At 67.3% G+C, this 13,977-nt stretch carries 12 protein-coding genes; 4 read left to right on the forward strand and 8 right to left on the reverse strand.

All coding sequences use genetic code 11. The annotated features are described in order from the left end of the window. Window positions 1-22 precede the first annotated feature (22 nt). Both AC3WL8_RS21370 and AC3WL8_RS21375 read right to left on the reverse strand, forming a co-directional pair. Entirely contained in the window at window positions 23-1,162 is a 1,140-nt protein-coding gene (locus tag AC3WL8_RS21370) for a tyrosine-type recombinase/integrase (RefSeq protein WP_492378765.1), read from the reverse strand. Between the two features lie 252 nt (window positions 1,163-1,414). Then, window positions 1,415-1,990, reverse strand: a complete 576-nt coding sequence (locus tag AC3WL8_RS21375) for a DUF1294 domain-containing protein (protein ID WP_492378766.1) — start codon at window positions 1,988-1,990, stop codon at window positions 1,415-1,417. Between the two features lie 162 nt (window positions 1,991-2,152). Here AC3WL8_RS21375 and arfB point away from each other — a divergent pair, with 162 nt between their 5' ends. Further along, window positions 2,153-2,557: an alternative ribosome rescue aminoacyl-tRNA hydrolase ArfB gene (arfB, locus tag AC3WL8_RS21380; RefSeq protein WP_018310122.1), complete on the forward strand. Its 405-nt coding sequence runs from the start codon at window positions 2,153-2,155 to the stop codon at window positions 2,555-2,557. A 9-nt stretch (window positions 2,558-2,566) separates the two neighbouring features. Here arfB and htpX read toward each other — a convergent pair whose 3' ends face one another. Together htpX and AC3WL8_RS21390 are read right to left on the reverse strand one after the other, a co-directional pair. Continuing rightward, entirely contained in the window at window positions 2,567-3,445 is an 879-nt protein-coding gene (gene htpX / locus AC3WL8_RS21385; RefSeq protein ID WP_013958356.1) for a protease HtpX, read from the reverse strand. 126 nt (window positions 3,446-3,571) lie between these two features. Continuing rightward, window positions 3,572-3,925, reverse strand: coding sequence for a hypothetical protein (locus tag AC3WL8_RS21390; RefSeq protein ID WP_249221211.1), 354 nt, complete (start codon window positions 3,923-3,925; stop codon window positions 3,572-3,574). 204 nt (window positions 3,926-4,129) lie between these two features. Between AC3WL8_RS21390 and AC3WL8_RS21395 the strand changes: the two genes are divergently transcribed. The 3 genes from AC3WL8_RS21395 to AC3WL8_RS21405 all read left to right on the forward strand — a co-directional run bounded on the left by AC3WL8_RS21395 (window position 4,130) and on the right by AC3WL8_RS21405 (window position 6,238). Further along, the gene (locus AC3WL8_RS21395; protein ID WP_013958354.1) at window positions 4,130-4,585 is read left to right on the forward strand and encodes a Cd(II)/Pb(II)-responsive transcriptional regulator; all 456 of its coding nucleotides are present in this window, start codon (window positions 4,130-4,132) and stop codon (window positions 4,583-4,585) included. Window positions 4,586-5,123: 538 nt separating this feature from the next. Beyond that, on the forward strand, window positions 5,124-5,543 hold the full coding sequence (gene rnk / locus AC3WL8_RS21400) for a nucleoside diphosphate kinase regulator (RefSeq protein WP_010812155.1): 420 nt from the start codon (window positions 5,124-5,126) through the stop codon (window positions 5,541-5,543). 281 nt (window positions 5,544-5,824) lie between these two features. Next, window positions 5,825-6,238 carry a hypothetical protein gene (locus AC3WL8_RS21405; protein ID WP_013958352.1) on the forward strand — a complete coding sequence of 138 codons (414 nt, stop codon included), beginning with the start codon at window positions 5,825-5,827 and terminating at the stop codon, window positions 6,236-6,238. Between the two features lie 158 nt (window positions 6,239-6,396). Here the strand turns inward: AC3WL8_RS21405 and AC3WL8_RS21410 are convergent, their stop codons facing one another. The 4 genes from AC3WL8_RS21410 to AC3WL8_RS21425 all read right to left on the reverse strand — a co-directional run bounded on the left by AC3WL8_RS21410 (window position 6,397) and on the right by AC3WL8_RS21425 (window position 13,971). Next, on the reverse strand, window positions 6,397-9,543 hold the full coding sequence (locus AC3WL8_RS21410) for an efflux RND transporter permease subunit (protein WP_492378767.1): 3,147 nt from the start codon (window positions 9,541-9,543) through the stop codon (window positions 6,397-6,399). A 412-nt stretch (window positions 9,544-9,955) separates the two neighbouring features. Next, on the reverse strand, window positions 9,956-10,840 hold the full coding sequence (gene ypfJ, locus AC3WL8_RS21415) for a KPN_02809 family neutral zinc metallopeptidase (RefSeq protein WP_492378768.1): 885 nt from the start codon (window positions 10,838-10,840) through the stop codon (window positions 9,956-9,958). A gap of 236 nt (window positions 10,841-11,076) precedes the next feature. Beyond that, on the reverse strand, window positions 11,077-12,540 hold the full coding sequence (gene pyk, locus AC3WL8_RS21420) for a pyruvate kinase (RefSeq protein WP_013958349.1): 1,464 nt from the start codon (window positions 12,538-12,540) through the stop codon (window positions 11,077-11,079). Between the two features lie 108 nt (window positions 12,541-12,648). Beyond that, window positions 12,649-13,971 carry a glycerate kinase type-2 family protein gene (locus AC3WL8_RS21425; RefSeq protein ID WP_211980408.1) on the reverse strand — a complete coding sequence of 441 codons (1,323 nt, stop codon included), beginning with the start codon at window positions 13,969-13,971 and terminating at the stop codon, window positions 12,649-12,651. Window positions 13,972-13,977 lie beyond the last annotated feature (6 nt).

A 13,977-nucleotide genomic window follows, 5' to 3' on the forward strand; every position in this document is an offset into this window, starting at 1 on the left:
CCGCCCCTAAAAGCACAAAAGCTTACAAAATCTCGATCGCATCCAGCTTGGCGCGCATCCTGTCATGTCGAAGATGCCCGTAATGCTTGTCGATCATCTCCGTTGAGGTGCCGGCCATTCGTGCGACCTCGAAGCTGTCTAGGCCGCTGGCGATCATTTCACTGATGGCCGTGTGCCGCAAAGAGTACATAACAACCGAGGCTGGTAGCTTCGCCGCCTTGACTGCATGCTTGAACGGCTTCTTCCAAGAATCCTTGTTCCAACGCTGACCGTATTCGGTCGTGAAGATTGGGGCGCCGGCAATCTTGTCCTTCATTTGTTCCTCGAAGAACTGAATGGCCGCAGATGAAAGCGAAACAATCCGATAGCCAGTTTTGCCGTCAAGTGCGAGAGTTCCCTGTTGCCGGTCAAAGTGCTTGGCACACGCATTGGCAAGCTCCCCTGGGCGGGCTCCGGTGAAAAGCATGGCTTTGACGAGCTGCCGGATGTCCAGTGCGCACGCTTCGACTAAGGCCGTACGCTGGTCGGAAGGCAGAAACGATTGGCGCCTGCGGCCAACGTCCCTAAACTTTGAAACCGTTTTCCAGCCTGCGTCCGTCGCCACCAGCCGATCGTGCAGCGCAAGATTCAAGGCCGCCTTCAAGGATGCAAGATTCCGGTTCGCACTGTCTTTTGCGCGACGCAGATCATCTTCGTCTTCGGCACCGTCCTCAATTGCGCTGATCTGGTCTCCCAGCCAGTCCTTGAGATGCGATGTTCGAAGTTTCGAAAGATCGACTTTTGCGATCTTGTTTTCGTAGACGAGCCGCTTGAAGCGGCCTTCAGCGTCGGCCTTGCTTGCTGCACCCTTATGAAGGCCGAGGTGCTTGGCGTAGTGGTCGCATGCGTCTTTCACGGTCAGACTCTTAGCTATGACGCCGAACTCCAGAGCGTTGGCCCATTCAATCGTGGCCTTCACCGCATCGTCGTAACTTGCAAAGGTACCCAGTGCGCGGTACTCCTGCTTTCCATTCTCATTGCGTCGGCGCGCGACCCATGTACCTTCGCCCTGTGTGAGTTTGCGGAACCCGACATAAAGCCCGGATTGAATGCGTGAGAAATAGGGTTCGCGCCGCGCAGCAAGTTTGTCCCGAGCGGTCTTGGTGTTGATCGGAGTGGGCATGATTTTTCATACGGAAATGATACGAAAATCCTATCCCGCACATCCCCAGACGTCAATGGATAAAAAATCATGGATAATCAATGACTTACAAATACCTGCGAGACGTGCCCGGTCCCCAATAGACGACGTTTCCCGCCCTCCGAAGGCAGGGGTTGCTGGTTCGATCCCAGCCGGGCGTGCCAAATTTCTTCCCGATGTGTAGTGCGGTGACGCCGGTCGTGGACACGCGTGCCGGGCCGAAGCCCGATACCGTCATGCAGCCAGGGCGGTCTTCCATAGCACCATCGCGCCGATGTTCAGCCCGACGGTTCCCCAGAAAATTGCCTGGAACGCCGCCTTGCGGTTCTTGTGCCGAAGCAGATGTTGGGCGGCCAGCGCGCCTGGCCAGCCGCCGCAGAGTGCGAGCAGGTGCAGATGGGCTTCAGGGATGCGCCATGCGTCGCGGCGGGCGCGCGCCTTGTCCTCCGCGTAGGCCAGGAACGCGATGATGCTGGCGAGGAGGCTGGCGATGCCGACCTGCCGGGGCAGATAGCCACCGAGGGCGCAGGCGGTGATGACCACCACGGCCGCGAGGCCGGCCAGCGCTGGCAGCCAGCTTGCCTCTTCGGCCTGCCTGGGCGCGCCGGCGATGGCGACGTCAAGCGCCTGTATCCGTCCATCCTTCCCCCTGGAGAGTACGAAGCTGACTCGGTCGCAGGGCTTGGGCGTCACGGCGCGCGTTTGCAATGCCGTGATGTGGAAGAAGACATCTTTCGTGTCCGCATGGACGTTGATGAAGCCGAAACCCTTCTCGGCATGCCACGATTTGATGCGACCCGCTTTTCGCATATCTTTGCCGAGTGTTGGTATGAGGCAGCAAGTGTAGGCGAAGACCTGCGGCCGGCCACCGTCAGTTCGTTCCGGCGGGAGCCGGGGGCGCTTCCCGGCGCGGGCTCCGGCATGCGATCGTCGCCGCGCAGCGGGCGCAGAGGCGCTTGCTATGATACGGCCATGACCGACGACCTAGTCATCCCCCATCACGAATACCTGATCACGGCGATCCGGGCGCAGGGTGCGGGAGGCCAGAACATCAACAAGGTGTCCAATGCCGTGCACCTGCGCTACGACGTGCATGCCTCCTCGCTCGCGCCCGACCACAAGGAGCGCCTGCTGGCGCTGCATGACCACCGCATCACGCGCGACGGCGTGGTGGTGATCAAGGCGCAGCAGTTCCGCAGCCTCGACCAGAACCGCGACGAAGCGGTGCGGCGGCTGCACGAACTGGTGCGCAGCGTGGCCACGCCGCCGCGCGTGCGCCGGCCCACGCGGCCGACGCTGGCCTCGCGCCGGCGCCGGCTGGACAGCAAGAGCCAGCGCGGCCAGGTCAAGTCGCTGCGCGGCCGGGTGTTCGAATAGCGTCTGGTATCAGCGCGCCGATTGCAGCGCGGCAATGCGCTGCTCGATCGGCGGGTGGCTGGAGAACAGCGCCATCCACGACTTGCCGCCGGCAATGCCCATCGCCTGCATGTTCTGCGGCAGGCCATCCGGCTCCAGGCCGCCCAGGCGGCGCAGCGCCGCCACCATCGGCGTGGGCGTGCCCATCATGCCGGCCGCGCCCGCATCGGCACGGAATTCGCGGCGGCGCGAGAACCAGGCCACGATGATGCTGGCCAGGATGCCGAACACGATTTCGCAGATGACCACCGTGACCATGTAGCCGATGCCCGGGCCGCTCGATTCCTCATCGTTCTTGCGCAGCATCGAATCGACGAAGTAGCCGACCACGCGCGCCAGGAAGATCACAAACGTGTTGACCACGCCCTGGATCAACGTCAGCGTGACCATGTCGCCGTTGGCCACGTGTGCGACCTCGTGCGCCAGCACCGCTTCCACTTCTTCATGGGACATCGATTGCAGCAGGCCGGTGGACACCGCTACCAGCGAACTGTTCCTGGTCGCGCCGGTGGCGAAGGCATTGGGTTCGCCATCGTAGATGGCGACTTCCGGCATCGGCAGGCCGGCGCGCTGCGCCAGTTTTTCGACGGTCTGCACCAGCCACAACTCGGTGCTGGTGCTGGGATGGGTGATGACCTGCGCGCCGGTCGACCACTTGGCGATGGTCTTGGACATCAGCAGCGAGATAAAGGCGCCACCGAAGCCCATCAGGGCGGCGAACGCCAGCAGCGTGCCCAGGTTCAGGCCGTTGGCGGTCAGGAAGCGGTTCACCCCCAGCACGCTGGCGGTGATGCTGAGGACAAGCATGACGGCGAGGTTGGTCGCCAGGAAAAGCAATACGCGTTTCATGTGTGTGTGGAGCAGTGGTGTGTAGGGCGGTACAGCCAGGATGCGGACGGGCCGCAGACGCGCGCCGCACGCTCAGGCGCGGCACGCAGGAACAGGCGGGGCACGGCCAGGCCGCGCCGGTGGGACTCAGGCGCTCGGCGGACGCGGCAGCCGCGGCAGATCGGGGTCGGGCAGCGGGGCGCCAGCATAGCGCGGCGGTCCGGCGCGGCCGCCCCAGGCGGCCAGGCGCAAGGGAGATGCCGGCAGCAGTTGCTCGGCAAGGTCGGCGCCGGGCTGCCACTGCGGCTCGGCGGCTTCGGAAGCGGGTGACGGCTCGCCCGTTGCGGCGGTTCCGGCAGCGTCGTCGTTGCCGATGCCGGCCGCTGGCGCGGCCGACATCTCGCCGGTGGCCACCACGGCGTGCGCGAACGCTGCCGCCCAGCCCGGCAGGGGCAGGAAGGCCAGCATCATGACCAGCAGGAGTAGCCGGAGGGAGCGCACGAAGGGGGGACGGTTTATCGGTAGATGTGGAAGGAATTCTACAGGATGCGGCATGGCGCAGGCGCCGCCCGCAGCGCTCGTCGCACGCCGGCGTCACCCGTTCAATAAGTGCTGCATCTGGCACCCTGGCAAGACCTGCCGGACTGGCCTACACTATCACTAACCCTGTAGTAGTTACAGGGTACAAAGCGAGGACCATGGATTATGCGCATCGGCGAACTCTCCCGTACCAGCGGCTGCGATGTTGAGACCATCCGCTATTACGAACGCGAAGGCCTGCTCGACGCGCCGCGGCGCGAGGCCAACGGCTATCGCCGCTATGACGACGGCCACCTGGTCCAGCTGAATTTCGTGCGCCACTGCCGCTCGCTCGGCATGGGCCTGTCGGATGTACGGCGGCTGCGTGAGTTCGAGCGCAATCCGTCGCAGGACTGCGACGACATCAATACGCTGCTGGACCGCCAGATCGCGCAGATCCATGCGCAGCGGGTGGCGCTGGAGGCGCTTGAGGGGCAGTTGCGCGCGCTGCGCGAGACCTGCCACCACCACCAGCCCGCCAGTGAGTGCGGCATCCTGCAGAACCTGCAGCAGGCCGCGGCCGGCGCGGCCTGTGAATGCCATGCGGGCGCGCACGAGGCTGGGCATGCTGCCAACGGGTGAGGCGCGCAGGCGCGTCGCTGTGCTACGATGGCTGTTCCCGTGATCGCACCACTGCGGTGCACGGGCCCCGGCGGCAGCGCAGCCAGTGAGCGATGTAGTGAGCAACGACTTACGCGGCTCGCCTGTTCAGAGAACCATCCGCTGCCCCTTATCAAACATTCTGCATGACCATGACTGATCGCCTGACGCCGATGCCCGATGCGCCTGTCCGCCTGATGCGGACCGGCCGCGCGCACGCGTGCGCGATCGCCACGGCCAACATCCTTCCCCAGCGCGCCACGCGCGCAGTCTCTCCCCGCCGGATCAGCGCACCGCCTGATTCCGCCCGGTTCCCAGCCTGATTCGTCTCCACAGCGAGGCCCGGGCCGAACCGGGCCCGAGCCAGCGTTTTCAGTTTTTCCGGCCACTGCCGCAAGGCCCGCGCCGGATTCGTTGATGTCCGCGCTGCCGCGCAAACGCCATACCTGCCAGACCTGACCGCCGCCGCCTGCCATGCTGGCCGGGCCGCGCCAACCACCTGACTGCCGGAGGACCCGCCATGACGGCCACCAAAACGAATACCGCCACCCTGTACCTGACCGAACTCGACGTGACCCGCCTGGAGCGCATCGCCAGCCGCGCCGGCTCGGCGCAACTTGAGGACATGCTCGACAGCTTGCTGGCGCGCGCCACCATCGTCGCGCCCGAAGAGATCCCGACCGACGTGGTCACCATGAACACGCGCCTGGTCTGCAACCTGCCGGGCGAGCAGGCCCCGCGCAACTGGACGCTGGTGTACCCCGACGCGGCCGACTTTGATGCCGGCCGCCTGTCGGTGCTGTCGCCAGTGGGCCAGGCGCTGCTGGGCGCGCGCGCCGGCCAGACCGTCAGCTACCGGCTGCCCGACGGCCGCGAGCAGCAGGTGAGTGTCGCCGGGATCGCGTTCCAGCCGGAAGCCAGCGGCCAGTACACGCTTTGAGCCGCATCCCGAGCCGCATCCCGGCCGCCTGAGGCGTGCTGCCGGGGCCACGCCGGCGCGTCCTGCGCCGCGTGTGCCTGGCGATCCATCGACACCATTCATCGGCAAGCCAGTCGTTTCACGACTCGCAACGCACCATTCGTCGCAGCGGTATTTCTGCTTGCGTGGACTGTGACTAATCTTCAGTCCGTGCTCGCATCGCAACATAGATTGCAGAGCGGCCGGAGTCTCATCCCGGTCCATACAAGAAAGAACGACGAAATCAGTTGAAGGAGTCCCAAATGATCGCCAGACGTATCCTTGGCGGCGCGCTCGTGTTCGCGGCTGTCGCCGCGTCCGCTGTGGCGTTGGCTGCCCCCGCTGCCAGCAAGGTTGGCAAATTTGATGTGTATGCCGATGCGCTGAAGGCCGGCAAGTACGATGTGTATACGGACGGCGCCAAGCAAGGCAAGTTCGATACGTACACGGACGGAGCCCGCACCGGCCGCTTCGACCCGTACTCGGAAGGTTCGCGCCGCGACGGCAAGTTCGACAGCTTCACCGAAGGCTCGCATAGCTTCAGTGGCGAGATCTCCAAGCAAGGCAAGTTCGATACCTTCAGCGAAGGTACGCACACCTTCACCGGTGATATTGCCGATCGTGCGCTCGACAATTCCCGCTCGGGTGACGGTTCCCTGTACGGCTATCGCGTCTGATCCTCGTAGGTCTTCCCAAAGACCTCGTGCGGCCACTGCGGTGGCCGCAAGTTTTCTCTCCCGCCTGCCCGGCTGACCTCCTCCTCCTTCTCTCTTCGCCAGGCAGGCGCTTTTCTCTTCCGTCGGCTCGTGACCGCGTCAGCGCGCAGGCATGCCCCTCATGCCGAAGGCGGCTGCGTGGCGGTCGCGTCGTGTCCGGGTTCCGGCTGCGCGCGCGGTAACCTGCGCGCGATCGCTGCATAGAGCAGCGGCACTGCCAGCGTACCCAGCACCGTCGCACCCAGCATGCCGCCCAGCACGCCGGTGCCGACCGCCTGCTGCGCACCCGCGCCCGGGCCGGTGCTGATCGCCAGCGGCACCACGCCCAGCACAAAGGCCAGCGAGGTCATCACCACCGGCCGCAGCCGCTGGCGCGCCGCGCGCGTGGCGGCCTCCACCGCGCCCATGGTGCCCGCACCGCTGCGCCGCAACTGCTCGGCATATTCGACGATCAGGATCGCGTTCTTGGCCGCCAGCCCCATGATCACCACCACGCCCACCTTGAAGTAGACGTCGTTGGGCATGCCGCGCAGCCAGATCGCCGCGGCCGCGCCCATCAGGCCGGTCGGCACGATCGCGATCACCGCCAGCGGCAGGGTCCAGCTTTCATACAGCGCCACCAGGCATAGGAAGATAAACAGCAGCGACAGCGCGAACAGCCACGGCGCCTGCGTGCCGGTCTGCTCCTGTTCGAAGGCGCGCCCGGTCCAGCGCACGTCGTATTCCGGCCCGAGCTCGCGCACCAGTTCGGCCAGCCGCGTCATGGCCGCGCCGGTGGTGTAGCCCGGCGCCACCTCGGCATTGATGCGCACCGAGCTGAAGCCGTCGAAGCGCTCGAGCGTGACCTCGCCGCGTCCCCATTCCAGCGAGGCGAACGCGGCCAGCGACACCATCGCGCCCTGTGCGTTGCGCACGTGCACGCGCGCGAGCTGATCCGGCCGCATGCGGAAGGGCGCGTCGGCCTGCAGGATCACGCGCCGCACGCGGCCCTCGCGCGCGACTTCGTCGATATAGCGCGAGCCCAGCGTGGCCGACAGCGTGTGGTGCACGGTATCGGCATCGACGCCGAAGGCCTCGGCCTTGCGGTAGTCGATCTTCAGGTCCAGCGCGGGCACCGGCTGGCCGGTGGTGGCGCGTACCTCGCCCAGCACCGGGTCTTGTCTGGCGCGCTCAAGCAGCTTGTCGCGCGCGGCGAAGAGCGCCTCGCGCCCCACCGGCTGGCGCGCCACCAGGCGCATGTCGAGGCCACCGATGCTGCCCAGTTCGGGCAGCGCCGAGCTGTTGTACGCAAACAGCTGCGCCGCGCCGCGTCCCGGCCAGGTTTCCAGCCCGGCCGACAGCCGCTCCAGCACGGCCTGGGCCGTGTGCTTGCGCCCGCGCGCCTTCCAGTCGGTCAGGCCGATAAACAGGCTGGCGCGCTGCTCGCCGCTGCCGCCGCTGGACCAGCCCAGCACGGCAAAGCTCGAATGCACCGGGTAGTGCTGGTCGCGCATCCACTGTTCCAGCCCGGCCACCAGCCGGCGCGTGTCGGCCTGCGTGCTGCCGGCGGGCAGCTCGACATCGACCACGATCTCGCCGGTATCCTCTTCCGGCAGGAAGCCGCTGGGCATCTTCCACAAGGCGTAGCCGCATGCCAGCGTCAACGCCAGGTAGACCGCCAGCCAGCGCAGCCGCCTGCGCTGCAGCGCCTGCACCCAGCCGGCATAGCGCCCGGTGAAGGCGGCAAAGCGCGCATCGAACCAGGCCAGCGGCCCGCGCGCCGGCGCCGCGCTGTGGCGCAGCAGGCTGGCGCACATGGCCGGCGCCAGCGTCAGCGCAAAGAACAGCGAGAACGCGATCGACACCGCCAGCGTCACCGCAAAGTGCCGGTAGATCACGCCCACCGCGCTGCCGAAGAACGCCATCGGCACGAACACCGCGCACAGCACCAGCGTCACCGCCACCAGCGCGCCCGAGACCTCGCGCATCGAGCGCGCCGCGGCCTCCATCGCGCCCACGCCGTCGGTGCGCATGATGCGCTCGACGTTCTCGACCACCACGATGGCGTCGTCCACCAGGATGCCGATCGCCAGCACCACGCCAAACAGCGTGATCACGTTCAGCGACAGCCCCAGCGCGTACAGGCAGGCGACCGTGCCCAGCAGCGATACCGGCACCACGATGCATGGGATCAGCGTCGCGCGCAGGTTGCCCAGGAACAGGTACAGGATCAGGAACACCAGCACCGTGGCTTCGACCAGCGTCAGCACTACGCGCGAGATCGACGCCTGCACGAAGGTGGCGCCGTCATACGATATCTCATAGCGCACGTCGCCCGGAAAGCCCTTGCTGGCGGCATCGAGCGCCGCGCGCACGGTGCGCGAGGTCTGCAGCACGTTGGCACCGTCGGCCAGCTTCAGCCCGATCGACGCGGCATTGCGCGTGTTGAGCGTGGAGCCGTAGCGATAGTCGCTGGCGGCCAGCTCCACCCGCGCCACGTCGCGCAGCAGAACGGCGGAGCCGTCGGTGGCCGCGCGCACCACGATGCGCCCGAACGCCTGTGCATCGCTCATCGGCGCGGGCGGGCGCACGATCGCCTGGAACGGCTGTCCCGGCACCGCAGGCGCGGCACCCAGCTGGCCCGGCGTCACGTTGCCGTTGCGCGCGCGGATGGCGGCCTCGACCTCGGCCGTGGTCAGGTTGAAGGCATGCAGCTTGTCGGGATCGAACCAGATCCGCAGCGCGTATTCGGCGCCATACGGTTCGGCCTTGCCGATGCCGGGCAGGCGGCGCAGGAGCGGCAGCACCGAGCCGGCGGCAAAGTCGCCCAGCGCGGTCTCGTCCAGCTGCCCGCTGCCGGACACCAGCGACACGTACATGAAGGCGCTGCTGCTGGCCTGGTCGACATAGACGCCGCCGCGGCGCACCGCCTCGGGCAGCAAGGGCTCGGCCTGCGCCACGCGGTTGCGCACGTTGACCTGCGCCAGCTGCGGGTCGGTGCCCTGGCGGAAGCCCAGCGTCACCGTGGCGGTGCCGCCCTCGCTGCTGGAATCCAGGTAAAGCAGGCCGGGGATGCCATGCATCTGCTGCTCCAGCACCGCGGTGACGCGGTCCTCCACCGTGCGCGCGGACGCACCCCGGTAATCGGCATAGATGATCACCGTGGGCGGCGCCACCGCCGGGTACTGGGCGATGGGGATGCGGTTCAGGGCCACCAGGCCCGCTACCACGGTCAGGATGGCCAGCACCCAGGCAAACGCCGGGCGCTTCAGAAAAAACGACGCCATGTCAGGTCAGGGCTGGCACGGGCGCACGGCAAGTGAAGATCGGCCGTGGCTCCGGTGCGGTTGGAACGGAACGGCTTGGGTGTGGAGACGCCGCAAGGCTCAGCGGCAAGAGGCGGCAAGTCGCGGCAAAGCTGGGCCGATGTTGCTGATGGTGCCGATCTGGCCGCGGGTCGGGTCGCCTGTCGGTCAGGGGGCGCGTGGCCCGTCGACCGGGGCCGGCGTGCACCGCGGCGCTTGCAGGGGTCCTGTGGGGAGAACCCGGCGCTGCGGCAGGAAGGATCGGTGAGGATCGACGCCGGCGACTGGCCGTCGTCATGCGGCCTTGCCGGCGATTATAGACAGGGAACAGGGTCCGGACAACGCAAACGTCACATTGCCGGCACCCCTCAGACGTCGGGGGTGGAGTTCGCGCTTACAGGTCGCGCGAGGCGAAGGTATCGCACTTGCGGATATCGCCGGACTCAATGCCGCGCCGCAGCCAGCGCACGCGCTGCTCGCTGGAGCCGTGGGTAAAGGCCTCCGGCACGACATATCCCTGCGACTGGCGCTGCAGACGGTCGTCACCGATCGCGGCGGCGGCCTTCAGGCCTTCTTCGACATCGCCAGGCTCCAGCAGCTGCTGGTTGGCGCGCTGCGCGGTGGCGGCCCAGACACCCGCCAGGCAGTCGGCCTGCAGTTCCATGCGCACCGACAGCTGGTTGGCCTGCGCCTCGCCCATGCGGCGGCGCGCGCTGTCGACCTTGTCCGATACGCCCAGCAGGTTCTGCACATGATGGCCGATCTCGTGCGCGATCACATAGGCCTGGGCAAAGTCGCCGCTGGCGCCGAAGCGCTGGCGCAGCTCGTCATAGAAAGCCAGGTCGATATAGACCTTCTGGTCGCCGGGGCAGTAGAACGGGCCCATCGCCGACTGGCCGGTGCCGCAGGCCGTGGGCGTGGCGCCGGAGAACAGCACCAGCGTGGGAGGTGCATAGCGGCGGTTCAGCTGGGTTTCAAAGATGTGTTGCCAGGTGCGCTCGGTATTGCCCAGCACCTTGCGCGTGAACACCGTCATCTGATCCGTCGCCGGCGGGCGGTTCACCTGATGCTGCTGCTGCTGCTGCTGCGGGCCGGAGCCTTGCAGCACCGAGGCGCCCTGCATGATCAGCATCGGGTCGATGCCGAAGAAATAGGACGCTGCCAGTGCGATGACGATCGTGCCGATGCCAATGGTCTTTGGCCCGGCGCCGAACCCGCCGCCGAATCCGCCGCGGCGGTCTTCAACGTTCTGGCTTTCGGCTTCGTCATCTAGGCGCATGAGGGCTCCGGGATTGGGGGGGGTTGAGTTGCAGGGGGTGGCAATCAGTATAGCAATCCGGGGGTTGGTGCTGCTTCCGCCATCAGCCAGCCGCATCCAGGCGCACAACAAAAAAACACCACCCACTCACCCTGGAGACGGGCAACGCAGGCGGTGTGCGGCAAAACAAAGAAACCGGGTTTGCACCCGGTTTCGTCATGACCTGAACGTTCCGGGACGGGAACGCAACAGCGCAATTACGCCAAAGCAGCCTCACGCGCAGCCGGTGCGGTTGCCACCGCGCTGGCGCCAACTTCAGCCACGCGCAGCAGGTTGGTAGTCCCGCCTTGCCCGAACGGCATCCCCGCGGCGATGGTGATCTGGTCACCCGGCACGGCATAGCCTTCGGCCACCGCCGCGCGCGTGGCGGCTTCGACCATTTCATCCACGCTCTGCACATCCGGGCTCACGGTGGAGTGGACGCCCCAGGCAATGGCCAGGCGGCGAGCGATTTCCAGGTTCGGCGTGATGCTGACGATCGGCGCGCACGGCCGCTCGCGCGCGGCGCGCAGCGCGGTGGCACCCGAGGACGTGTAGGTCACGGTCGCGGCGGCGCCGATGATCTGCGTGACTTCGCGCAGCGCCGCGCAGATGGCATCCTGGCGCGTGTTCAGCGGGGTCTCATGCTGGGCATCGAGCAGATTGCGGTACAGCGGGTCGCGTTCCACCTCGGTGACGATGCGGTTCATCATCGACACCGCCGGCACCGGGTAGCGGCCGTTGGCCGACTCGGCCGACAGCATTACCGCGTCGGCGCCTTCATAGATGGCGCTGGCCACGTCCGATGCTTCGGCGCGGGTCGGGACCGGCGAGTCGATCATCGATTCCAGCATCTGCGTGGCGATCACCACCGGCTTGCCCAGCTGGCGGCACACGCGCAGGATGCGCTTCTGCACGCCGGGGACGCGCTCGGGCGGCAACTCCACGCCGAGGTCGCCGCGCGCCACCATCACGGAATCGGACACGCGCACGATCTCTTCGAGTTGCTGCAGCGCGGCCGGCTTCTCGATCTTGGACAGGATGCCGGCACGGGTGCCGACGATCTCGCGCGCTTCGACGATGTCGGACGGGCGCTGCACGAACGACAGGCCGATCCAGTCAGCGCCAAGCGCCAGCGCGAAGTCCAGGTCCTTGCGGTCCTTCTCGGTCAACGCGGGGATGGGGATCACGGCGTCGGGCACGTTCACGCCCTTGCGGTCGGACAGCGTGCCGTTGTTGACCACGCGCGTGGTGATGGTGCCGGTGGTCACCGCTTCGATCGACAGGCGTACCTTGCCGTCATCGATCAGCAGCGACTGGCCCGGCTGCGCGGCGGCGAACAGTTCGGGGTGCGGCAGGTAGACGCGGGTGCCGTCGCCCGGGGTGGGATCGCTGTCGAGCACGAACACATCGCCCGCGCGCACCGCGACCTTGCCGGCGGCGAAGGTGCCGATGCGCAGCTTGGGGCCCTGCAGGTCGGCCAGGATCGCGATCGGGCGGCCGGTCTCGGCCTCGATCTTGCGCACGGCGTCGTAGCGCGCGCGGTGGTCTTCGTGCGTGCCGTGGCTGAAGTTCAGCCGGAACACGTCGGCGCCCGCCTCGAACAGTTCGCGGATCACCGCGATGTCGGTGCTTGCAGGTCCAAGCGTGGCAACGATCTTCGCTTTGCGCTGGCGTCTCATGATGTCTCCTCTTCCATTCTCGGACGGCGCGCCACGTGGCGCGCCGGGTAATGCTGTTCAGGTGAACGACTGCTTCGGTACGGCGGTACTGCGCTGGCGACTGCAGGCCTACACGATCAGGATGGCGCGGAAGTCATTCACGTTGGTGCGGGTCGGGCCGGTGACGATCAGGTCGTCCACGCCGGCAAAGAAGCCGTAGCCGTCGTTGTTGTCCAGGTGCGCGCGCGCCGACAGCCCGCGCGCGGCGGCGCGGGTCAGGGTGTCGGGCGACAGCAGCGCGCCGGCATTGTCCTCGGAGCCGTCGATGCCGTCGGTGTCGCCGGCGATCGCGTGCACGCCGGCCAGGCCGTCCAGCGCCACCGCCAGCGCCAGCAGGAACTCGGCATTGCGCCCGCCGCGGCCCTTGCCGCGCACGGTCACGGTGGTCTCGCCGCCGGAAAGGATCACGCAGGGCTTGCTGAAGGGCTGGCCGCGCTGCGCGACCTGGCGCGCGATGGCGGCGTGCACTTCGGCCACTTCGCGGGCTTCGCCTTCGATGCAGTCGGACAGGATATGGGCCTCGTAGCCCAGTGCACGCGCGCGCGCGGCCGCGGCTTCCAGCGATTGCTGCGCGGTAGCCAGCGTCACGTTGCGGTGGCCCTCGAAGCGGGCATCGCCGGGCTTGGGCGTTTCGCCGGCGCCGCTTTCCAGGTGGGCGCGCACGTTGGCGGGGACTTCAATGCCGTACTTGGCGATGACGGCCAGCGCGTCGGCGCAGGTGGTCGCGTCGGGCAGCGTCGGGCCGCTGGCGATCAGGGTCGGGTCATCGCCGGGGATATCGGAAATCAGCAGCGTCTCGACGCGTGCCGGTGCGCAGTGCAGCGCGAGCCGGCCTCCCTTGAGCGCCGACAGGTGCTTGCGCACGCAGTTCATCTCGCCGATGCTGGCGCCGCTGCGCAGCAGCGCCTTGTTGACGGCCTGCTTGTCGGCCAGCGTCAGGCCGGGTGCTGGCGCGGCAAGCAGGGCCGAGCCGCCGCCGGAGATCAGGCACAGCACCAGGTCGTCGGCGGTCAGGCCCTGCACCAGTTCCACCATGCGTTGCGCGGCGCGCGCACCGGCTTCATCGGGAACGGGGTGCGCGGCTTCCACCACTTCAATGCGCTGGCACTCGGCGCCATGGCCATAGCGCGTCACCACCAGGCCCGACAGCTCGCCTTGCCAGTTCGCCTCGACCGCCTGCGCCATCGCGGCAGCGGCCTTGCCGGCGCCGATCACTACCGTGCGGCCCTTGGGCGGCGTGGGCAGGTGCGGCGGCAGGCAGTGGCTGGCGCTGACGGAAGCGACCGCGGTATCGAACAGGTCGCGCAGCAACGCGCGCGCTTCGGACTGTCCGGGATGCGCTGCGGCGCGCTGGGGCGAGAGCAGGGCGGCTTGAGGTTCGGTGGCGAGCATGAAAAG

The sequence above is a fragment of the Cupriavidus sp. FW305-F7 genome, assembly GCF_058782875.1.